General features: G+C 42.1%; 1 pseudogene. It reads right to left on the reverse strand.

The annotated features are described in order from the left end of the window. A pseudogene (locus HC176_RS18565) lies at positions 1-293 on the reverse strand (osmotically inducible protein C); the annotation flags it as partial. Positions 294-321: the final 28 nt, after the last annotated feature.

Genomic DNA, 321 nt, shown 5'->3' on the forward strand with positions numbered 1-321 from the left:
ACAGGCTCATCTGCTATAAAATAATGTCTGCCGGCTCTCATTTGAGTTGTAAAGCCTTCCTTTCCAAGATTTGCTACTACTTCATAGTCGGTAGGAAGTTCTTCGTCCTCAGGGATCTTTAAATAACGTGAAGCCCAGGAAGCAATTAAGTTTCCTGCATAAATGGAATCATCTTTATTGGTAAGGAGGTGATCTGCACCATCGAGGGAAACAAAACTTTTGGGATGCCGTACGCTCCTGTAAAGATCTTCGGCGTTGCTTACTTCCACGGTCTTATCCTGTGGAGAATGCATGAATAAAAAGGCCTTTTTTAAACCTCTT

It is taken from the genome of Tamlana crocina (genome assembly GCF_012037625.1).